This is a genomic window from Parvibaculum sp. (assembly GCF_049672805.1).
In the GTDB taxonomy this organism is placed as follows: domain Bacteria; phylum Pseudomonadota; class Alphaproteobacteria; order Parvibaculales; family Parvibaculaceae; genus Parvibaculum.
This window is the reverse complement of record NZ_JBATWS010000283.1, coordinates 1-2389: the sequence shown is the minus strand read 5'-3', so window position 1 is coordinate 2389 and position 2389 is coordinate 1. Positions and strand designations below refer to the sequence as shown.

The window sequence follows — 2389 nt, the reverse complement described above, 5'->3', positions numbered from 1 at the left end:
GCATCCGTGAGACCTACGGAACCATCGAGGAAGACGAACTCACCAGGATCGAGCAGGAGATGGACGCAGCTCCGGGGAGCGCTCAGGGATGATGTCGCTCATCGAAGCCAATCTGCCTGCCTTGCAGGTCATGCTGCCGCTCGCCGCGGCCCCCTTCTGCCTCATTCTCGGGCGCGGTTCGGGTGCCTGGGCGCTTGCAACATTCATCGCCTTCGCTACTTTCGCCATCTCCATCTCGCTTTTCGCGCAGACTTATGAAGGCGCGGTCGTTACCTATCATATGGGCAACTGGGCACCGCCCATCGGCATCGAATACCGGATCGACATCGCCAATGCCTTTGTACTGCTGATCGTCTCCGGCGTAGCCGCCATTGTCCTGCCCTATGCGCGCCGAAGCATCGACGCCGAAATCCCGGCCGAACGGCAGCCGCTTTTTTACACGGCCTTCCTGCTCTGCATTGCGGGTCTTCTTGGCGTCACCATCACGGGCGACGCATTCAACGTCTTCGTGTTTTTCGAAATCTCGGCGCTCTCGACCTATGCGCTTGTTGCGGCTGGCTCATGGGTAAACAAACGCGCGCTTACCGCCGCCTATAATTACCTCATCATGGGAACGGTGGGTGCCACCTTCTTCGTGATCGGCATCGGCATGCTCTACATGGTCACGGGCACGCTCAACATGGCGGACCTCGCCACGCGCATCGCCGCACATGGCAGCAGCAGCACCGTTCAAATGGGCTTCGTCTTCATCCTTGTCGGCATCGGGCTGAAGCTTGCCATGTTCCCGCTACATCTCTGGCTGCCCAACGCCTATAGCTTTGCGCCATCCGTGGTGACGGTCTTTCTGTCCGCAACGGCCACCAAGGTCGCGGTCTATGTGATGCTGCGCTTCATGTTCTCCGTGTTCGGCTTCGACTATGAGTTTCAGGCGAACACGCTTCGCCTTGTCGCGCTGCCGCTCGCAATCATTGCCATGTTCGCGGCCTCCATTGTCGCGATCTTTCAGGATGATCTGAAACGTATGCTCGCTTATTCGAGCATCGCGCAGATCGGCTATATCCTGCTCGGCTTCACCCTCCTGACCGATACGGGCCTCACCGCCGGTATCGTTCACCTCTTCAACCACGCCGTTACAAAGGCCGCGCTTTTCATGGTGGCAGGCTGTTTCGTGTTCGCGGCAGGCACAAGCTCGCTCTCCAGGCTTGGCGGCATCGGCCGCGACATGCCCTGGACAACCGCGGCCTTCGTCATTGCAGGCCTCAGCATCATCGGGCTGCCGCTGACGGTCGGTTTTGTCAGCAAATGGTATCTCGTGCTGGCAGCCCTCGAACTTGGCTGGTGGCCCGTGGCGCTGATGGTCATGGCATCGTCCCTTCTCGCGATCATCTATATCTGGCGCGTGATCGAGATTGCCTATCTCAAGCCCGCCCCCGAAGGCGTGACACGACGGGAAGCGCCGCTCTCCATGCTGCTCCCAACATGGATTTTTGTGGGCCTCATCATCTGGTTCGGCGTGAACGCCATGATGTCGAGCACCGCCGCCGGGCGCGCCGCACACGCGCTGATCAATTCATCCCACATGCTCTGGAAGGATTGAGGCGACCATGAGTGACGCGCATATCCTTCTTCTCGCCATTGCTGTTCCGGCGCTGACACCCGTTCTCATTGCGGGATTGAGCAACCGTCCGAACCTGCGCGACGGGGCGAGCGTTATCGCCTCGCTGGCGACCTTTGCCGCCGTCATCACCCTGCTCTGCAAGGTGATGGATGGAGCGCGACCCGCCATCTCGTTGCTCGAAATGATGCCCGGCCTCGTCATAGCCTTCGAGATCGAGCCGCTCGGCATGTTGTTCGCAACTGTCGCTTCCGGCCTCTGGATACCGACCGCGCTTTACTCCATCGGCTATATGCGCGGCGCGGGCGAGCAGAAGCAGACACGCTTCTATATCTGCTTTGCCATCGCCATTGCGGCCGCACTCGGCATTGCCTTCTCCGCCAATCTCTTCACGCTTTTCATCTTCTATGAAGCGCTGACTATCTCGACCTATCCGCTCGTCGCCCACAAGGAAACGCCGGAAGCAAAGCGCGGCGCTCGCACCTATCTCGCCATTCTGATGGCGACCTCGATTGTCTTCCTGCTGGTCGCGATCATCTGGACCTGGAACATCGCCGGCACCACGGATTTCCGCGCAGGCGGCATTCTTCAGGGCCGAATTGATCCCGTCTATGTGCCCTTCCTGCTGGCGCTCTTTGCCTTCGGTATCGGCAAGGCGGCGCTCATGCCATTCCATCGCTGGCTGCCCGCCGCGATGGTCGCCCCCACGCCGGTAAGCGCGCTGCTTCATGCCGTGGCCGTTGTGAAGGCGGGCGTCTTCACCATGCTGAAAGT

2 protein-coding genes are annotated in these 2389 nt (G+C 60.1%); both read left to right on the top strand.

Going from position 1 to position 2389, the window contains the following annotated elements; all coding sequences use genetic code 11:
• The first annotated feature begins 88 nt into the window (after positions 1-88).
• Entirely contained in the window at positions 89-1597 is a 1509-nt protein-coding gene (locus tag WBF74_RS09130) for a monovalent cation/H+ antiporter subunit D family protein (protein WP_424438477.1), read from the top strand.
• A gap of 7 nt (positions 1598-1604) precedes the next feature.
• Positions 1605-2389, top strand: a 785-nt coding sequence (locus WBF74_RS09125; protein WP_424438474.1) for a proton-conducting transporter membrane subunit, incomplete at its 3' end; no start/stop codon positions are given.